This is a genomic window from Bradyrhizobium sp. BRP23 (assembly GCF_020194135.1).
GTDB lineage: Bacteria > Pseudomonadota > Alphaproteobacteria > Rhizobiales > Xanthobacteraceae > Bradyrhizobium > Bradyrhizobium yuanmingense.
Genome location: NZ_JADYVW010000003.1, coordinates 522642 through 539602 on the forward strand (window position 1 = coordinate 522642; position 16961 = coordinate 539602).

Genomic DNA, 16961 nt, shown 5'->3' on the forward strand with positions numbered 1-16961 from the left:
CCCGGAATCCATTCATCCACCGGCGCTGTGGCGCGATGGATTCCGGGTTCGCGCCAAGAGGCGCGCCCCGGAATGACGAAGGAAAATTCGCAGGAGAAACAACATGGCAGACCGCCTCAAGGGAAAGCGCGCCGTCGTCACGGCTGCCGCGGCAGGCATTGGGCGCGCTTGCGCCATCGCGTTCGCGCGTGAAGGCGCAACCGTCATCGCCACCGACATCAACGAAGCCGGCATCGCGAGCCTGACGAAGGAAGGCATCGCCGAGGTCGCAAAGCTCGACGTCCGCAACACCGCCGACGTCAACGCCTTCGCCAAGCGCGTCGGCAAGATCGACATCCTGCTCAACGCCGCCGGCTTCGTGCATCACGGCACCATCCTGGAATGTTCGGAAGAGGACTTCGACTTCTCGTTCGACCTCAACGTCAAGTCGATGCACCGGACCATCAAGGCTTTCCTGCCCGACATGATCGCCGGCGGCGGCGGCAGCATCGTCAACATCTCGTCCTGCGCAGCCTTGCGGCCGCCGGCGAACCGCTACGTCTACAGCTCGTCGAAGGCGGCGGTGTCGCTGCTGTCGCGCGCGGTCGCGCTCGACTTCATCACCAAGGGCATCCGCTGCAACTCGATCTGTCCCGGCACCGTCGAGACGCCTTCGATGCTCGACCGCGCGGCAGCCCAGGGCCCGCAGGGCAAGGAGATGTTCATCTCGCGCCAGAAGATGGGCCGGCTCGGCACCGCCGAGGAGATCGCCGCGATGGCGGTCTATCTCGGCAGCGACGAGAGCGCCTTCACCACCGGCGTCGATCTCGTCGTCGACGGCGGCTACATGCTCTGACGCAGGAAGGCCTCCGGCATGAACAAGATCGATCTCAACGGCCGCATCGCTATCGTCACCGGCGGCGCGCAGGGCTTTGGCCGCGCCATCACCGAGCGCTTCGTCGCCTCCGGCGCCAAGGTCGCGATCTGGGACTTTGACGCCGCGCTGGCCGAGAAGACGGCAAAGGAGATCGGCGGCGAAACGAAAGTCTTCAAGGTCGACGTCACCGACACGGCGGCCGTCGAGCAGGCACGCGATGCGACGCTCAAGGCCTTCGGCAAGATCGACATTCTCGTCAACAACGCCGGCATCGCCGGCGTCAACAAGCCGGTCTGGGAGACCGACCTGGAGGAATGGCGCAAGGTGCTGCGCATCAACCTCGACGGCCCCTTCATCGTCTCCAAGGCGATCGTGCCCGAAATGCTCAAGCAGAAATACGGGCGGATCGTGAACATCGCCTCGATCGCCGGCAAGGAAGGCAACCCGAACGCCGCGCATTATTCGGCGTCCAAGGCCGGCCTGATCGCGCTGACGAAGTCGCTCGGCAAGGAGCTCGCCGCCCATGACATCCTCGTCAACGCGGTGACACCGGCGGCGGCGAAGACGGCGATCTTCGACCAGATGACGCAGCAGCATATCGACTTCATGCTGTCGAAGATCCCGAAGGGGCGCTTCGTGCTGGTGGAAGAGCTCGCCGCGATGGTGAGCTGGCTCGCATCCCAGGATTGCGCCTTCTCGACCGGTGCGGTGTTCGACATCTCGGGCGGGCGCGCGACCTATTGAGGACATCATGATCCGGGAAGGTGGTTGCCTGTGCGGCGCGGTGCGTTTTAAGGCGGAGGGCGAGCCGCTCAACGTCCGCATCTGCCATTGCCGCATCTGCCAGAAGGCGATGGGCTCGCCCTACTTCGCCCGCGCCCAGTTCGACCAGCGCGCGCTCAGCGTCGAGGGCGAGACTGCACGCTACGCCTCCTCGGAGAATATCGATCGCGTGTTCTGCAAGCGCTGCGGCACGCGGCTTTTCGCCTGGCGCCGCAACGGCACGCTAGCGGGCGTTGCGCTCGCCACCTTCGATGATCGTAACGCCTTTGCGCCGACCGAGCACATCTGGGTGTCGGAAAAGCTCGCCTGGGTGAAGCTCGACGACGGCTTGGTGCAATATCCCGGGACGATCCCGGCGTGACTTTGCGCGACTGCACGGCGGCCGGCCGAAGCATCCATCTGCAGCGTGGCAATTCGGAACCGGCCACCCTATGTTGAGCCGAAGCGTTGCTGCGCCGGTTTGGTCAGGACGGTTGCAAGGCCGCTAGCTAACCGAAATGGATGAGCTGTGAACATTTCCTTGTACGACCTGTCGGTGTGGGTGCTTCCCCTCGTGCTCGCCATCACCTTCCATGAGGCCGCGCATGCCTTCGTCGCGGACCGGCTCGGGGACAACACGGCCGCGCAGCTCGGCCGCGTCAGCTTCAATCCTATCAGGCATATCGACCCGTTCGGCACCGTCATCCTGCCGGCGATGCTGCTGTTCGCGCATTCGCCGTTCCTGTTCGGCTACGCCAAGCCGGTGCCGGTAAACTTCCGCAAGCTGAACAATCCCAGGCTCGACATGGTCTGGGTAGCGCTGGCCGGACCCGCCACCAACATCCTGCTGGCGCTCGCCACCGCCCTCGCCTTCCATGCCCTGCCGCTGGTGCCCGCGAGCGCGGCGAAATGGGTTGCCGACAACCTCAAGAATGCCCTCATCATCAACGCCATCCTGGCCGTCTTCAACATGATGCCGATCCCGCCGCTGGACGGCGGCCGCGTCGCGGTCGGGCTGCTGCCGCGCCCCCTGGCCTTGCCGCTCGCCCGGCTCGAGCCGTTCGGTATGTTGATCCTGATCGGGCTCTTGATCCTGCTGCCGCTGGCGGGCTCGCAGTTAGGTCTAAATCTTGATGTTATTTCAGCAATACTGCGGACGTTGACCGGTTATGTGATTCAGGCTGTTCTCTTCCTGACCGGCAATGCGTAGTTGAACCGGAACACCCGAACACGAGCCGAAAGGCCAGAGGCCGACTTGGTCAAAGCTGCCGATATGCTGATCGCGCGACGCGCCGACACCCGCGCCCGCGCTGATTTCGCCACCTGGAAGATGATGGCTAAGCTCAACGGGGCGTCCGCGCTGCCTCCGGAGGCCCAGGAGTTCCTGAGCAGCTACAGGAACCTGCTGGCGCAGATGAGCGAAGGCGAAGCCACCGAGGCCACCATCGGTGCGATCTACAAGGCCTATTACGTCGAGATGGGTGGCGCTGGAAAGCCGCCCGACGTCCGTCCGCGCGAGGCCGAGCCGGCAGCGGATAATGTTACCGCTTTCCGGCGCCCGGCGCCGAAGCCGAAAAGCGCTGGTTTCTTCGGGACAGGCGCGGCCAGCGGAGTCCAGAAACGGCCCCTGCCCGTGGCGCTGATCTTCGCCTGCCTGGTGGTGGTCTATGTCGGGATCCGGCTCTACTGGCGTTGAGCCGACTTCTTGTTGGCGGTCTTCTTCGATTTCTCAGGGGCGAAGCTGATCTCGAGGGTGCGCTCGAAACGCTCCTCGGTCAGTTGAACCGGAGGCGGCTCGAAAGGATCCGCCTTGCGAACCATCGAGATCGCAGCTGCATCGTAGGCGGCGTCGCCGGACGACGCGATCACGTCGACCGAGACCACATTTCCCTTTCGGTTGAGCGCGAAACTCACCGTGACCTTCTGATTGGCGTTCTCTCTGCCTTCCGGATTGATCTGGTGCTGCTTGATACGCGCACTGATTTTCTTGTTCCAGTCCACCGTGATCTTCAGGATGTCCTTGCCGAGCCCAACCACCGGCGCCAGGGCCTTTTCGGCCTCGCGCGTTGCGTCCTCGAACGTTTGCCGGGCCATATCAACCTGCTTTGGGGCAGCCTCCATGGCGGGCGTTTCAACGGCAGCCGCCTTCGGATCGTCGTCCTGCTCCTTCTTCGCAACCTTTTCGCTGACAATGCGATCGGGATCCTCGGCCTCTTGCGGTCGATCTTGAGGAAGTTCCGTCTCCTTCAGTTCGGCCTTCTGCTCTGGAAGCTCCGGGCGCTCCTCTTGTGCCGCGGAGTCGTTTGGTCCGGTCGGCAAATCGGATTCCTGAGCCTCCGGCGAAGCCATCTCGACGGCGAACTCGGCTCCGGCTGCGCCGAGACCATCGCCGTCGTCGTCGCCGTGCAAATGCGCCAGCGCGAGCGCAGCACCGCCGAGATGCAGGGCGAGCGCGGCCGCCGCCGCCAGGATCCAGAGCTTCCGGGATGGTCTCGGTTCGTCCGCCATCGTTCCGTCTTCTTAAGGCTGGGCGGCGCCTGCCACAGGCGCCCCCGGTGCGCCTTCCAGCGCGACCAGCTTCACCCGCGTATAGCCGCCCGAGCGCAAGAGCTCCATCACGCCCATCAACTCGCCATAGGGCACCGAGCGATCAGCGCGCAGGAAAACGTACTTGTCCTTGCTCATCTCGGAAAGGCCGTCGAGGGTTCCGATCAACTCGGCCCGGTGAACGGCGTTCTCCCCGATCGCGAGCGTCAGATCGGGCTTGATGCTGAGATAGGTCGGCTTGTCCGGCTTCTTCTGCGGCGTCGCACTCGACGTCGGCAGATCGATCGGCAGGTCGACCGTGGACAGCGGCGCGGCGACCATGAAGATGATCAGCAGCACCAGGATGACGTCGATGAACGGCGTGACGTTGATGTCATGCGTTTCCGAGAAATCGTCGTCGTCATCATTGTCAGCGAGCGAAACGGCCATGGTCTACTCCGCCGCGCGCGAATGCACGCTGCCGTGGCTGCGGTCGAGATCACGCGACAGCAGTCGCCCAGCCGCGCCCGAGGCGCGGCTGACGAGCTCGAGATAGCCTTTCGTCACGCGCGAGAAGTGGTTGTAGATGATGACGGCGGGAATGGCGGCGACGAGGCCGATCGCGGTGGCGAGCAGCGCCTCGGCGATGCCGGGCGCGACCACGGCGAGGTTCGTGGTCTGCGACTTCGAGATGCCGATGAAGCTGTTCATGATGCCCCAGACCGTGCCGAACAGGCCGACGAAGGGCGAGGTCGAGCCGATGGTCGCGAGCACGCCCATGCCGATCCGGATGCGCCGTTGCTCCGCGCGCACGATCTCGGAAAAGCTCGAGGCGGCGCGTTCCTTGATGCCGGCATCGCTGGACAGGCCAGCCGACATCCGCGCTTCGCGCAACGCCGCCGCAAGGAACGACGGCAGGATGCCCTCCTTGGTGCCGAGCGCCATCTGCGCTTCGGCAAGCGAGCGCGCCTCCGCAATCTTCTTCAACGCCGAACGCAGCTTGCCGGAGGCGACCGACAGCTCGATCGACTTGGCGATGAAGACGGTCCAGGTCATCAGCGAAGCGAAGGCGAGCCCGATCATCACCGCCTTCACGATGACGTCCGCCGACATGAACATCACCCAGGGCGACAACTCCTTCATGGCCGCCGCCTCGGGCTTCGCACTCGCGGGATTGGCGGCCACCGGGGCGGCGCCCACGACGGCGGGAGCCGTCGAGGCCGCAGGCGCAGCTGCCGGGGGGACGGTCCCGGCAGCGGACGGCTGAGCCGTCGATGGGGCCGGTGCCGGCGGGCTCTGCGTCTGGGCGGAAACGGGGGATGCGAGCCAGGCAGACGCCAGCATCAAGGCTGCGGCAAGGCTTGCTTGAAAGGAGATGGTCTTCATACTTCGGCCCAGTAGCGAATGAGATTGTGATAGATACCCGTCAATTTGACCGTTTCGGGATCGTCACGCCCGAGCCGTTCCACCAGCGCCTGTATCGCGGTGTCGAGGCCATAGATCATGCTCCGGGCTTGATCGTCCCGTATCATGCTCTGAAGCCAGAAGAAAGACGCAACCCGCGTCCCCCTGGTCACGGGGGCGACGAGAGGTGCTGGAGGATAGAGCACAAGGCCCTCCAATTCCTGTCGTTCACACGCGTCGAACGAATGTCGCCTGTTGGTATCGGCCACACAATTGCGGGTCAATGCGTGCCGTTCGCGAGAACCCTTGAATAGATCAAGATCAAAACGATTCTAAACTGCCCCGCTCTCTGAGCGAAGGATGCGTCCTAAACGCAAATCGATTGCTGGCCACTCGATCGCCGCTCTGGGTTTCATCAGCCACAGCAACTCGTCGACGGTCTTCGCAACGGCGCGCACGCGATCGGTGCTGTCCATGCCGGCGATGTTGGCGCCGTTGACAACGGCTTTGATCTCGTCGCGAAAGTCGGTGAGGAAGCACAAGGGATCGCGCTGCTCGTTGGTGACACGCGATCAATCCCTCGATCAGCATCTGGCACGCGATCAGCTTGCCGTTCAGCTCGTCCATGCTTTGCTCCGTCGCTGCGGCGCCGAAATGGACGATGCCGAAATCCATGGTAACCGAAACGGCTACGAGGCGACTTAGAACCGTTCTTGCGGCAGATCCGAAAGGCAGCGCGGCGCGGGGCCGATCGGTCCCGAGCACACTGCTCCGCGTGCTGCGCAAGACTTGCACGCCGGCCGATCGCGGCGGGAAAACGCGGCATTGCACGTCGCCGCGCCAACGAGCTGCCTACACGGTGCAAAGCTTTCCAATTGTTTAGGATTCTCACCCGATAGTGCTGTTTACTCTGGAAGTTGGCGTGTATTATACATCATGCTGGAACCGTACGATTGCCCCGATATTCGTAGCCGAGGGCATACGAGCCGACACGAGACGACATGAACAAGTCCCGGCCGATCCTTTGGCTTCTGATCATCGCGGCCGTGGCTTCTGCGGGCTATTATGGTTGGCAGCAGAAATTCGGCACGTCCGAGGCGGGAAAAACCCAGACCGCACAAAAAGGCCCGCCTCGCCCCTCCGCCGTCCCGGTCAGCGTTGCGCCGGTTCAGAAGACCGACTTTCCGGTCTATCTCACTGGTCTCGGCACGGTTCAGGGCTTTAACACGGTCCAGGTCCGAAGCCGTGTGGATGGCCAGATCGACAAGCTCGAATTTAGGGAAGGCCAGATCGTCAAGCAGGGCGATCTCCTGGTTTCGATCGATCCCCGCCCCTATCAGGCCACGCTTGACCAGGCCAAGGCCAAGAAGGCGCAGGACGAGGCCAGTCTCGCCAACGCCAATCTCGAGCTCCAGCGCGCCACGAAGCTCGGCGAATTCGCCACCGCCCAGCGCGTCGACACACAGCGCTCCACCGTCGCTCAGCTCACCGCCCAGATCGCCGCCGACGATGCCGCGATCTCCAACGCCCAGACCCAGCTCGATTACACCCAGATCAAGGCGCCGATCACCGGCGTGGCAGGCCTGCGTCAGGTCGACATCGGCAACATCGTCAACGCTTCGTCGCAGACCGCCATCGTCACGATCTCGCAGGTCGAGCCGATCGCCGTGATCTTCACCGCGCCGGAAGACCAGCTCCCCTATATCAGCGAGGGCCAGAAGGCCGGCGCGCTCAAGGTGATCGCCTTCACCACCGACGGCAAGAGGACGCTGGCCGAGGGCAAGCTCGCGGTGATCAACAACCAGGTCGACGCGACCAGCGGCACGATCCGGCTCAAGGCGGTGTTCGACAACAAGGAAAGAACGCTGTGGCCGGGGCAATCGGTCTCGACGCGGCTCCTGGTGCGAACGCTAAAGGATGCGACGGTCGTTCCGGATGACGCGGTCCAGCGCTCCACCAACGGACTCTATGCCTATACGGTCAACCAGGACAACAAGGCCGAACTGCACAAGATCAAGGTCAGCTATGGCATCGACGGTCATTCGGTCATCGAGGAAGGATTGAGCCCCGGTCAGCAGGTGATCGTCGGCGGACAGTTCAAGGTGCAGCCCGGAAGCCTGGTGTCGACGGCGGTAGCAAGCTCGGATCCGACCCAGAACAAGGTTCGACAGCAATGATCGGGGGCGGGATTTCGGCGCCTTTCATCCGATATCCCATCGGCACCTCGCTGCTGATGGCCGGCATTCTCTTCGTCGGCCTGGTCGCCTACCCCCTGCTCCCGGTCGCGCCCCTGCCGCAGGTGGACTTTCCGACCATTCAGGTCACCGCCAATTTGCCCGGCGGCAGCCCCGAGACCATGGCTTCGTCGGTGGCGCAGCCGCTCGAGCGGCAATTCGCCCAGATTCCTGGCATCGCGCAGATGACCTCGACGAGCTATCTGGGCACGGCGTCGATCACCATCCAATTCGACCTCAACCGCAACATCGACGGCGCCGCCAACGACGTACAGGGTGCCATCAACGCGGCCAGCGGCCAGTTGCCGAGGAACCTGCCGTCGCCCCCGACCTACCGCAAGGTCAACCCCGCCGATGCGCCGATCCTGCTACTGTCGGCGACGTCGGAGACGCTGCCGCTGACCAGCGTCAGCGATGCCGTCGACACCCAGCTCGCCCAGCAGATCAGCCAGCTCTCGGGCGTCGCCCAGGTCTTCATCGGCGGCCAGCAGAAACCCTCGATCCGCATTCAGGTCGATCCCGCAAAGCTGGTCGCCAAGGGCTTGTCGATGGAGGACATCCGCAGCCAGATCGCGATCACCACGGTCGACAGCCCCAAGGGCAATATCGACGGCGAGAAGCGGGCCTATACGATCTACGCCAACGACCAGCTCACTCACGCGAAGGACTGGAACGACGTCATCATCGCCTATCGCAACGGCGCTCCGTTGCGAATCCGCGATATCGGCCAAGCGGTCACCGCGGCCGAAGACGCCAAGCAGGCGGCGTGGGCCAACGGCAAGCGCGGCGTGTTCCTCGTAATCTTCAAGCAGCCCGGCGCCAACGTCATCGAAACCGTCGACAGGATCAAGGCGACCCTCCCTCGTCTCGTGGCGGCGATCCCGCCCGCGATCAAGATCGAGCTCATCAGCGACCGCACCGCGACCATCCGTGCCGCGGTCGAGGACGTCCAGTTCACGCTGCTCTTGACCATTGTGCTCGTGGTCATGGTCATCTTCATCTTCCTGCGCAGCTTCTGGGCGACGGTCATTCCCACCGTCACGGTTCCGCTGGCGTTGCTGGGCGCGTGCGCCCTGATGTGGCCGGTCGGCTATTCGCTCGACAATCTGTCGCTGATGGCACTCACCATCGCGGTCGGTTTCGTGGTGGACGACGCCATCGTGATGCTCGAGAACATCACGCGCTACATCGAGGAAGGCGACTCGCCGATGGAGGCCGCCTTCAAGGGTTCCAAGGAAATCGGCTTCACGATCGTCTCCATCAGCATCTCGCTGGTCGCGGTGCTGATCCCGCTGCTCCTGATGGGCGGCATTATCGGGCGCCTGTTCCGCGAATTCGCCGTGGTGCTGGCGATGACGATCTTCGTTTCGATGTTCGTATCGCTGACGCTGACGCCGATGATGGCCTCACGCTTCCTGCGCGCCCATGGTGAGGTGCAGCACGGCCGCTTCTATCAATGGAGCGAGCGCGCCTTCGACGCGATGCTGCGCGGCTACGAATATGTGCTCGATCACGCCCTCGCCTGGCGGCGCACCACGCTCGCGATCTTCTTCGTCACGCTCGGCCTGTCGATCTACCTGTTCGTGCTGATCCCCAAGGGCTTCTTCCCGCAGCAGGACGTCGGCCTGATCACGGCCACGTCCGAAGCCTCGCAGGACATCTCGTTCAAGGAGATGGTGAGACGCCAGGAGCAACTCGGCAAGATCATCCTGGCCGATCCCGACGTTGCCAGCGTTGCCATGTCGATCGGTGGCAGCGGCCGTGCCGGCAACAACGGCAACCTGTTCATCACGCTGAAGCCGCGCAATGAGCGTGACGCTTCGGCCCAGCAGATTATCGCGCGTCTGCGTCCGCAGTTCGACAAGGTCCAGGGCGCCCGCCTCTACATGCAGGCGGCCCAGGACGTGCGGCTCGGCGGTCGACCCACGCGCACTCAGTTCGAATTCACGCTGCAAGACGCCAATCTGGACGAGCTGAACGAATGGGCGCCGAAGATCCTTGGCAAGATGCAGACACTGCCAGAGCTGCGCGACGTCGCGACCGACCAGCAGACGCAGGGCACGACGGTCCAGCTCAAGATCAACCGCGACACCGCCGCCCGCTACGGCATCCAGCCCCAGCTGATCGACGATACGCTGTATGATTCCTTCGGACAGCGGCAGGTCACGCAATATTTCACGCAGCTCAACACCTACAAGGTGATCCTGGAAGTCCTGCCGGAGATGCAGGGCGATCTCGAGACGCTAAACAAGCTCTACGTGAAATCGCCGCTGACCGGCGACCAGGTGCCGCTGTCGACCTTCGCGAGCTGGACCACCGATCCGGTCCGCCCGCTCTCGATCAGCCATCAAGGCCAGTTCCCGTCGATCACGATCAGCTTCAATCTCGCGCAAGGCGTCGCGCTCGGCCAGGCCACCGAGGCCGTGCAGAAGGCGATGGCGGAGCTCGGGACGCCGCCCACGCTGAATTCGAGCTTCCAGGGCACCGCGCAGGCGTTCCAGCAATCGCTCGGCACCGTGCCGCTCCTGATCCTCGCCGCGTTGGTCGTGGTCTATCTGATCCTCGGCATTCTCTACGAGAGCTACATCCATCCGATCACGATTCTGTCGACGCTACCCTCGGCCGGCGTCGGCGCGCTCGCGATCCTGATGGCGGCCGGATTCGACTTCAGCCTGATCGCGCTGATCGGGATCATCCTCCTGATCGGCATCGTGAAGAAGAACGGCATCATGATGGTGGACTTCGCGATTGCCGCCGAGCGCGACGAGCACAAGACGCCGGAGGAATCGATCCGCCAGGCCGCACTGCTGCGCTTCCGCCCGATCATGATGACGACGATGGCGGCCCTGCTCGGCGGCGTGCCCCTCATGCTCGGCCACGGCACCGGCGCCGAAATCCGCCAGCCGCTCGGCTACGCCATGGTCGGCGGCCTGATCGTCAGCCAGGCGCTGACGCTGTTCACCACGCCGGTCGTCTATCTCTACCTCGACAAGCTCAACAACTGGTTCTCGACCTGGGGCCGTTCGGACGACGAAGGCGAGGAGACGCCCGAGCACGGCAGCGTCAAGGAAGCCGCCGAGTAAGCTTGCGCCGCGCCTGCCGCGACGCTACAGCGAGACCCCGGTTCGCAAATGCGGTTTCCCATGCCTGTGCAATCCAGACTTGTCGCCCTTGTCGCTGCTGTCCTGTTGTCAGCGGGCGCAGCACACGCCCAGCAGGGCGCCAAGAAGAACGCCGCGCCCGCCCCGGCCGCGCAGCCCGCGCCTGCCCCGACCCAGGCGCAGGCTGACGGTGCTTCCGGACAGCCCGGCTGGATCGTCCGCTGCACCAGCGCAAGCCGCGACGCGCCGCTCGAATGCGCGATGGAGCAGAACGCGGTGCTGACCAAGACGGGCCAGACCGTCGTCCTGATCAACATCCGCATCGCGCCCGACACCCGCACGCCGATCGCGCTTCTGCAATTGCCGCTCGGCCTCAACCTTCCGGTCGGGGCCAAGCTCCAGATCGACGAAGGCAAGACGTTCGATCTCCAGATCCAGACCTGCGAGAATCGCGGCTGCTACGCCTCGACCCCGGTTGCGCCGGACCTGCTCGCCGCCTTGCGGTCGGGCAAGCAGCTGAAGGTCTCTTTTCAGAACATGGCCAAGGAGACCATCGCGATCCCGATGCCGCTCGGCGATTTCGCGGCGGCCTACGACAAGATCAAGTAGCGGGCACGCCTCACGTCACGATGTCACTCGCCCGAAGGAGCGTTGTGAAGCCGCCATAGATCATGCGCTTGCCGTCGAACGGCATGCCCTCGAATTTGATGCGCGGGTCCGCCATCACCTTCTTGTTGATGGCATCGCGGCTCTCGCGGTCCCGATAGACGATCCAGGCGAACACCACGATCTCGTCCTCCTTCGCGATCACCGCGCGCGGAAACGAGGTGAGCTCTCCATAGGGAACGTCATCGCCGATGCATTCGACGTAATCGAGCGCGCCCTGCTCCATCCAGATGGCGCAGGCTTGCGTCGCCAGCGCCTTGTAGGCCTCGATATTGTCCTTCGGCACGGCGAGAACGAAACCATCGACATAGGGCATTTGCGGATCTCCTTGGGTTGTCCAGCCCAAGGACGATACAGCGCGCGGCGATCCGACTTGGAAACGCAAATACTAGGTGAGGCAAACCGTCGCGAGCAGCGAGGCAGCCCATCAACCTGCCTGCCATCCTGCCCAGGGACCGGAACCATACCTTTGGGAAAGCGCCCGGAACTGGCTGGGGAACCTGGATTCGAACCAAGACAAACAGAGTCAGAGTCTGTTGTGCTACCGTTACACCATTCCCCAACGGAATAGTCGAACAAATTCAAAGGCCTGCTTGATTTGTTCGACTGTGGCCGGGAAGCGCATCGCGCTAATCGCGGCTCAGGCGTGGCAGCCTTCTACCCGCTCACATCTGGGCTGGCAAGCGCTGCGGTGGACGGATCGGGTCAGGGCGCGTTTGATCAGACGACGATGTGGTCGAAGTCTGCGGCGATCCGGGTGTTCGGGAAGATTTTTGCCGCCTCGGCGAGAATCTCTGCGTCTTCGTAGCGTCCCGACATATGCGTCAGCACGAGCTCTCCGACCTCGTTCGCGGCGGCAAAGGAGGCCGCTTCTGCCGCGGTGAGATGGCCGTAATTCCGCGCGGTCGGCGCGTCGCGATCGAGGAACGTCGCCTCGATCACCAGCATGTCGGCGCCGGCCACGTATTGCGACAATCCATCGGTGGTCTCGGTGTCGCCGATCACGACGAGCTTGCTGCCGCCGCTCGGCGGACCGAGGACGTCTTCCGGATCGATAGTTCGGTCGGCAAGCACGATCGGTCGGCCGGCGGCCAACTCGCCGCGCAACGGACCGTCGGGGACACCCAGCGCGATGAGGCGATCAGGCCGCAGATGACGGCGCGCGGGGCTTTGGAAGATGAAGCCGAAGCTGTCGGTGTCGCGGTGGCGGACCGGAAAACAGTCAACGGCGAATTCACCGGTATCGATAGCTCGTCCCTCGGTCAGCGCTTCGAACTGGACGGCGATCGGCGCCCTCCCCGCGCCCCACAGGCCGGCGAGCATGCGGGTGACGAGGTCGAGCGTGCCCGCGCCGCCGTGAACGGTCATTATCTCGGACGTCTGCCGCAAGCCGAGGGTCGAGAACAATCCGGGGATGCCGAGCACGTGGTCGAGATGGGCGTGGGTGAGCAGGATGCGGTCGAGCCGCCGGAAGCCGGCGCCGCTGCGCAGCAGCTGGCGCTGCGTGCCCTCGCCGCAATCGACCAGGACGCGCTTGCCTGCGGCTTCCACAAGGAGTGCCGGATGGTTGCGCTCCGCCGAGGGAACGCTCGCCGATGTCCCGAGAAACGTCAGGGCGAACATGGTCGTCGATGTCCAGCGACCGTCCTTCTCCGCGTCGATACGGTTGACGGTCTCACCGTCCCCAATGCCACGCGAGCAGCAGCGCGTACAGGCCCATCGACCCGGCATAGAGCACGGCGAGCAGCACGTACCCCGCGATCTGGCGACTGATCGTCGCCTTCGGCGTCACCCACCAGTCGAGCGCCTTGAAGGCGGCGGGCACCAGCCACCAGCCGAGCAGCTGCGTGCTGACGAGATTGCCGATGAACAGCGACAGCCAGACCGGCACGCCGTTTCTGTCGATCAGGGGCGCGCTGATGAAAGTACCCCAGAGGTAGACCACGGGATAAAGCACCAGGAGAACGATCAGGTTGCTCTTCCAGATGAAACCGGGCCCTTGCTCGGGAGCCTGCGTCTTGCCGGCCGGGAACCAGAAATTGAAGCCGTAGCTCGCCCGTTTCACGTTCATGCCGGCGTTGAAGCGCGCGCCCTCCTTCAGCAGCGTCTGCCGCAACGGCGAGTCGAGCCAGGCATTGAGATTGGCATCGCTGTCGAAAGACAGGATGATGATCCATTCGTCATGCAGGCCCGGAATCGGCCGCTCGACCTTGTGCCGCAGAAATCCCTTGAACTCGGCCTCCGCTGCCTGGATGCGCTGCTGCCATTTCAGGAAGGCGTCCTCGAGTCCATCAGGGACTTTGAATGAGATGACGGCCGAGACCGCGCTGTCGCGCGGGACGCCGGTGTCGGGCAGGATATGGACGTCCTCCGAACCGACGAAGAAGCGCTGCACCTCCGCGATCAACTTCGCCCGCACCTCGCTCTGCAGCCAGGCACGTGCCGCAGCCGGGCTCGCGAAACGCAGGATCGTCACCCAGTCCACATGCGCCGGCGGTTGCGGCGGCACCACTTCAAGGCTGAGGAAGCCTGGCCAGGCCTTGAGCACCTCGCCGACCTCACCGTTCCACCGGGCGAACGCAGCAAAGCCGTCGTCGGCGATGCGGCGCTGAATGACAAGAGCGACCGGCTGGCCGGTTGTTTCAGGAGATGCGCTCATTGGCAGCGGTCCGCCTCAGCCTTTCTTGTAGAGCCGCTTGCCCATCACCCAGGTCTCGTCGACGCAGCGATCGTCGCCGACCATCATGATGGCGAACAGCATGCTCGCGGCCTCGTCCATCGTGCGCGGGCCGGCGCCGTCGGCGATCAGCGATTGATGCCACGCTTGCGCGACCTGCCCGCCGTTCGGATCGAGCGCGACGAAATCGGCCTCCTTGCCCGGCTCGAAGTTGCCGAGCTTGTCGTCGATGTAGAGGCCTTCGGCGCCGCCGAGCGTGATCGACCAGAAACCGCGATAGGGCGAGAGCTTGTTGCGCTCGGCTTCCGCGAGGTCCTTGCGCGCGGGATCGATGCTGCCGTCGAGCAGCGTGTTGTTGCACATGCCGACCTTGTAGGCGTCGTCGAGCACGGAGATCATCGAGAAGCGGTTGCCGCCGCCGACATCGGTGCCGAACGACATCTTGACGCGATGCTCGGGATCGGTGGCGCGGCCGAGGCGGAACAGGCCACTGCCGAGGAACAGATTCGAGCACGGGCAGAACACCACCGCCGCGCCCTTCTTCGACATGCGGCGGAACTCGTTGTTGGAGAGATAGACGCCGTGGCCGCCGGAGAATTTCGGACCGACCAGGTCGAACTTCTCGTAGACACCGAGATAATCCTGGCAGTCCGGATGCTCGACCAGCACGCCGCTGCATTCGGCCGGATTCTCGGAGATATGGGTGTTGACCCAGCAGTCCGGATGCTCGTGCTTGAGACGCTGACACGCTCTCAGCAATTCCGGCGAGGCACCAAAGGCGAAGCGCGGCGTGATGGCGTAGAGATTGCGGCCCTTGTTGTGGTACTGCGCGATCAGCCGCTTGCTGTCGCGATAGAAATTTTCCGGCGTATCGATGAAATCGGCCGGCGCGTTGCGATCGATCCCGGTGAGGCCCGCGATGACGCGCATGTTGCGCCTGCTCGCTTCCTCGAACAACTCCTCGGTCGAAACAGGCGAGGAGCTCGTGAAGGCTTGGCAGGTGGTGGTGCCTGAGGCGAGCAGCGCATCGAGGAAACGCTTCACGCCCTCGCGCGCGTAGTCGCGATCCCGGTATTTGAGCTCTTCCGGGTAGACCCATTTCTGCAGCCACGGCAGGAGCTGCTCACCATAGGCCCCTAACACGCGCGTCTGCGGCAGATGGATGTGGCCGTCGATGAAGCCGGGAACGATGATGCGGTCCTTGATGTGGGTGACCTCGACGCCCGGATGGGCGGCGGCAATCTTGTCATAAGGACCGAACGCCTTGATCACGCCGTCAGTGACGACCATGAGACCATCCTGGTGAAAGCGCGCGGCGGCCGGCTCGTTGCCGACGTGCTTCCAGGGATCGTCGACGAAATCGAAGAACGTGCCGCGAATTCCGACCGTGGTCATGATTTGGTTCCTTATTTAACTGTGTGTCGCTTGGCGCGCCGACGGCAGCGAGATCGCGAGCAGCGTCCCCGCAATGGCGCAGAGCCCGAGATAAAGCCATCCGATCGGCGCCTGTGTCGCTTCGGGCAACACCGCCGTGATCGCCATGGCACCGCTCACGGCGAGATAGCAGAGCGCGCTGATGAGGCCGCCAACCAGGCCATGGTCGCGTTCGAACAGGCCAAGCGCCATGCCGTACATCATCGGGCACAGCACGCCGCAGCCGCCGAGCACCAGCGCGCCGCCGATCGTGATCGACGTAAAATCCAGACCTAGGGTCATGCCCGTTACGCTCAGGACCGCAGAGCCGGCGAGGAACAGCGCGAAGGCGCCGAAGCCCAGCAAGCGCGCCGGCATGACGCGTGCGAAATGCGCGCAGCCGAGCTCGCCGGCGAGATTGACCCCGCCAAGCCCGAGTGCGACGAGGCCGTAGATGGCCGCCGAATAGCCGAGACCGGTCTGGTAGAAGAACGGCGCGACGACGCCGAACGCCAGCTGCGCGCTGGCCGCCGCGGCAAACACCAGCACGAAGGCGAGGAAGCCCGGGCGGACCAGCGCATCGCGCAAAATACCGGCAGTGCGGCGCGGATCGAACGGCGCGCGCCGCTCTGCCGGCAATGTTTCGGGCAGAAGAAATGCGACGATCGCGGCGACGATCGCCGCGGCGACGGCAATGACGACGAAGACGCCGCGCCACGAGGTCAGCTCGACGATGAAGCCACCGGCTGCCGGCGCCAGCACCGGCGCAAGGCCCCAGGCGGCACCCAACAAGCCGGAGATCGCGGTGAGCTCGCGGCCGCGGAAACAATCGGCTGCGACCGCATAGGCGACGACGAGACAAGTGCAGCCGCCGATGCCTTGCAGGAAGCGCAAGCCGAGCAGCAGCGAGGCGCTGGTGGCCATCGCACAGGCGATGCTCATCGCGATCAGGACCGACAGGCCTGCGAGCAGCACGTTGCGGCGGCCGAGAGTGTCCGAGGCGATACCGACCGGCACCAGCGCCAGAGACATGCCGAGCATGTAAGCGGTGACGGTGTTCTGCATCGAGGCCGCGTCAGCTGTGAGATCCACCACCATCTGTGGCAGGCCCGGCGTATAGGCATCGAGCGGAATCTGGCTGAACGGCACGACGCACAACAGGATCGGCACGATCCCACTCCTGGCGCGACCGGCGTCCGAAGCAAGTGCAGTCATGGCTTACGCCCCCTCGATGCCCGCAGGCCCCATCTTTTCGTGCGCGCAATGAGACACGATGCAGGTTGCGGATATTCACGCACGGAACGTGCCAGAACTGTATGTAA

Annotated in this window: 16 protein-coding genes, 1 tRNA gene and 2 pseudogenes; 8 read left to right on the forward strand and 11 right to left on the reverse strand. The window is 64.1% G+C overall.

The annotated features are described in order from the left end of the window. Positions 1-103 precede the first annotated feature (103 nt). From I6F24_RS10615 to I6F24_RS10635, 5 genes are all read left to right on the forward strand, one after another. Positions 104-835: an SDR family oxidoreductase gene (locus I6F24_RS10615; protein ID WP_036001186.1), complete on the forward strand. Its 732-nt coding sequence runs from the start codon at positions 104-106 to the stop codon at positions 833-835. An 18-nt stretch (positions 836-853) separates the two neighbouring features. Then, positions 854-1600 (forward strand): SDR family NAD(P)-dependent oxidoreductase, encoded by a 747-nt coding sequence (locus I6F24_RS10620; protein ID WP_036022452.1) that lies wholly within the window; start codon positions 854-856, stop codon positions 1598-1600. Positions 1601-1607: 7 nt separating this feature from the next. Next, positions 1608-2000 carry a GFA family protein gene (locus I6F24_RS10625; RefSeq protein ID WP_036022450.1) on the forward strand — a complete coding sequence of 131 codons (393 nt, stop codon included), beginning with the start codon at positions 1608-1610 and terminating at the stop codon, positions 1998-2000. Positions 2001-2147: 147 nt separating this feature from the next. Next, on the forward strand, positions 2148-2828 hold the full coding sequence (locus I6F24_RS10630) for a site-2 protease family protein (RefSeq protein ID WP_036022448.1): 681 nt from the start codon (positions 2148-2150) through the stop codon (positions 2826-2828). Positions 2829-2891: 63 nt separating this feature from the next. Next, positions 2892-3314 (forward strand): hypothetical protein, encoded by a 423-nt coding sequence (locus I6F24_RS10635; protein WP_036022445.1) that lies wholly within the window; start codon positions 2892-2894, stop codon positions 3312-3314. On the opposite strand, the gene I6F24_RS10640 is transcribed toward I6F24_RS10635, so the two are convergent. The 5 genes and pseudogenes from I6F24_RS10640 to I6F24_RS10660 form a co-directional block, all read right to left on the reverse strand. Continuing rightward, positions 3302-4126, reverse strand: coding sequence for a TonB family protein (locus I6F24_RS10640; RefSeq protein WP_036001198.1), 825 nt, complete (start codon positions 4124-4126; stop codon positions 3302-3304). The genes I6F24_RS10635 and I6F24_RS10640 overlap by 13 nt on opposite strands. 12 nt (positions 4127-4138) lie before the next feature. Further along, entirely contained in the window at positions 4139-4594 is a 456-nt protein-coding gene (gene exbD / locus I6F24_RS10645) for a TonB system transport protein ExbD (RefSeq protein ID WP_036001202.1), read from the reverse strand. Positions 4595-4597: 3 nt separating this feature from the next. Next, positions 4598-5530, reverse strand: a complete 933-nt coding sequence (gene exbB / locus I6F24_RS10650) for a tonB-system energizer ExbB (RefSeq protein WP_074447866.1) — start codon at positions 5528-5530, stop codon at positions 4598-4600. Then, positions 5527-5754 (reverse strand): annotated as a pseudogene (locus I6F24_RS10655) (PKHD-type hydroxylase); the annotation flags it as partial. The pseudogene I6F24_RS10655 and the gene exbB, both read right to left, overlap by 4 nt. Before the next feature lie 126 nt (positions 5755-5880). Then, positions 5881-6175: pseudogene (locus I6F24_RS10660) on the reverse strand (hypothetical protein). 374 nt (positions 6176-6549) lie between these two features. Here I6F24_RS10660 and I6F24_RS10665 point away from each other — a divergent pair. The 3 genes from I6F24_RS10665 to I6F24_RS10675 are packed head-to-tail and all read left to right on the forward strand — an operon-like array spanning position 6550 to position 11492. Next, positions 6550-7725: an efflux RND transporter periplasmic adaptor subunit gene (locus tag I6F24_RS10665; RefSeq protein ID WP_036022410.1), complete on the forward strand. Its 1176-nt coding sequence runs from the start codon at positions 6550-6552 to the stop codon at positions 7723-7725. Beyond that, a complete protein-coding gene (locus tag I6F24_RS10670) occupies positions 7722-10865 on the forward strand; it encodes a multidrug efflux RND transporter permease subunit (RefSeq protein ID WP_036022406.1) in 3144 nt (1047 codons plus the stop codon). The genes I6F24_RS10665 and I6F24_RS10670 overlap by 4 nt, the downstream gene beginning before the upstream one ends. A gap of 60 nt (positions 10866-10925) precedes the next feature. Beyond that, complete coding sequence (locus tag I6F24_RS10675; protein ID WP_036022432.1) at positions 10926-11492, forward strand: invasion associated locus B family protein; 567 nt, start codon at positions 10926-10928, stop codon at positions 11490-11492. 10 nt (positions 11493-11502) lie between these two features. Here the strand turns inward: I6F24_RS10675 and I6F24_RS10680 are convergent, their stop codons facing one another. The 6 genes from I6F24_RS10680 to I6F24_RS10705 all read right to left on the reverse strand — a co-directional run bounded on the left by I6F24_RS10680 (position 11503) and on the right by I6F24_RS10705 (position 16854). Further along, positions 11503-11865, reverse strand: a complete 363-nt coding sequence (locus tag I6F24_RS10680; RefSeq protein ID WP_036022404.1) for a DUF1428 family protein — start codon at positions 11863-11865, stop codon at positions 11503-11505. Positions 11866-12037: 172 nt separating this feature from the next. After that, positions 12038-12111, reverse strand: a tRNA-Gln gene (locus I6F24_RS10685). Between the two features lie 158 nt (positions 12112-12269). Then, a complete protein-coding gene (gene rnz, locus I6F24_RS10690; protein WP_036022401.1) occupies positions 12270-13172 on the reverse strand; it encodes a ribonuclease Z in 903 nt (300 codons plus the stop codon). Positions 13173-13224: 52 nt separating this feature from the next. Next, positions 13225-14208, reverse strand: a complete 984-nt coding sequence (locus tag I6F24_RS10695) for an antibiotic biosynthesis monooxygenase (RefSeq protein ID WP_036001231.1) — start codon at positions 14206-14208, stop codon at positions 13225-13227. Positions 14209-14223: 15 nt separating this feature from the next. After that, positions 14224-15621 (reverse strand): guanine deaminase, encoded by a 1398-nt coding sequence (guaD, locus tag I6F24_RS10700; protein WP_036022398.1) that lies wholly within the window; start codon positions 15619-15621, stop codon positions 14224-14226. A 15-nt stretch (positions 15622-15636) separates the two neighbouring features. Then, positions 15637-16854 carry a multidrug effflux MFS transporter gene (locus I6F24_RS10705; RefSeq protein ID WP_036022396.1) on the reverse strand — a complete coding sequence of 406 codons (1218 nt, stop codon included), beginning with the start codon at positions 16852-16854 and terminating at the stop codon, positions 15637-15639. Positions 16855-16961 lie beyond the last annotated feature (107 nt).

What these genes read in the sequence shown, in the direction of transcription:
- I6F24_RS10615 (WP_036001186.1), top strand. Translation starts at nt 104, where the DNA reads ATGGCAGACCGCCTCAAGGGAAAGCGCGCCGTCGTCACGGCTGCCGCG.
- I6F24_RS10620 (WP_036022452.1), top strand. Translation starts at nt 854, where the DNA reads ATGAACAAGATCGATCTCAACGGCCGCATCGCTATCGTCACCGGCGGC.
- I6F24_RS10625 (WP_036022450.1), top strand. Translation starts at nt 1,608, where the DNA reads ATGATCCGGGAAGGTGGTTGCCTGTGCGGCGCGGTGCGTTTTAAGGCG.
- I6F24_RS10635 (WP_036022445.1), top strand. Translation starts at nt 2,892, where the DNA reads ATGCTGATCGCGCGACGCGCCGACACCCGCGCCCGCGCTGATTTCGCC.
- I6F24_RS10640 (WP_036001198.1), bottom strand. Translation starts at nt 4,126, where the DNA reads ATGGCGGACGAACCGAGACCATCCCGGAAGCTCTGGATCCTGGCGGCG.
- exbD (WP_036001202.1), bottom strand. Translation starts at nt 4,594, where the DNA reads ATGGCCGTTTCGCTCGCTGACAATGATGACGACGACGATTTCTCGGAA.
- exbB (WP_074447866.1), bottom strand. Translation starts at nt 5,530, where the DNA reads ATGAAGACCATCTCCTTTCAAGCAAGCCTTGCCGCAGCCTTGATGCTG.
- I6F24_RS10665 (WP_036022410.1), top strand. Translation starts at nt 6,550, where the DNA reads ATGAACAAGTCCCGGCCGATCCTTTGGCTTCTGATCATCGCGGCCGTG.
- I6F24_RS10670 (WP_036022406.1), top strand. Translation starts at nt 7,722, where the DNA reads ATGATCGGGGGCGGGATTTCGGCGCCTTTCATCCGATATCCCATCGGC.
- I6F24_RS10675 (WP_036022432.1), top strand. Translation starts at nt 10,926, where the DNA reads ATGCCTGTGCAATCCAGACTTGTCGCCCTTGTCGCTGCTGTCCTGTTG.
- I6F24_RS10680 (WP_036022404.1), bottom strand. Translation starts at nt 11,865, where the DNA reads ATGCCCTATGTCGATGGTTTCGTTCTCGCCGTGCCGAAGGACAATATC.
- rnz (WP_036022401.1), bottom strand. Translation starts at nt 13,172, where the DNA reads ATGTTCGCCCTGACGTTTCTCGGGACATCGGCGAGCGTTCCCTCGGCG.
- I6F24_RS10695 (WP_036001231.1), bottom strand. Translation starts at nt 14,208, where the DNA reads ATGAGCGCATCTCCTGAAACAACCGGCCAGCCGGTCGCTCTTGTCATT.
- guaD (WP_036022398.1), bottom strand. Translation starts at nt 15,621, where the DNA reads ATGACCACGGTCGGAATTCGCGGCACGTTCTTCGATTTCGTCGACGAT.
- I6F24_RS10705 (WP_036022396.1), bottom strand. Translation starts at nt 16,854, where the DNA reads ATGACTGCACTTGCTTCGGACGCCGGTCGCGCCAGGAGTGGGATCGTG.